Below are 386 nucleotides of genomic sequence, written 5' to 3'. Positions count from 1 at the left end.
ACCCGCTTGTCGATCGCCGCCTCCAGGGCGCGGGCGTCGCTCAGTGCCTGCTCGGTCTGACGCAGCCGCCCGGCGGCGATCGCCGCCGCCCAGCTCTTCTCGCGCACCTCGCCGGCGATCTCCCAGCGCAGCCGCCGGTCGAGGCTGCCGGCCTGACCGCCGACGGCGGCGGCGACCTGGCGGCGCGCGTCGCGCTGACCGGGCAGCCACAGCGGCATGTCGACCATGGTCTCGACCTCGTAGGCCCCGGCGTCCTCGGTGGCGCGGTCGCTGAGATAGCTCAGGCGCAGCGCGGGATCGGCGGCGAAGGGGCTGGCGGCCTGACGGGCGAGGGCGTCGCGCTCGCCGGTGATGGCCTGGGGGCGAGCCAGCTCGCCGCTGCGTTC

The 386-nt window shown here is 76.7% G+C and carries 1 pseudogene; it reads right to left on the bottom strand.

From position 1 onward, the window contains the following. Positions 1-386 (bottom strand): annotated as a pseudogene (locus EBL85_RS16960) (TolC family protein); the annotation flags it as partial.

This window comes from Marichromatium sp. AB32, assembly GCF_003718675.1.
Lineage (GTDB): Bacteria > Pseudomonadota > Gammaproteobacteria > Chromatiales > Chromatiaceae > Marichromatium > Marichromatium gracile.
Note: the sequence above shows the minus strand (reverse complement) of the source record. Positions and strands in the feature narration are given on the sequence as shown.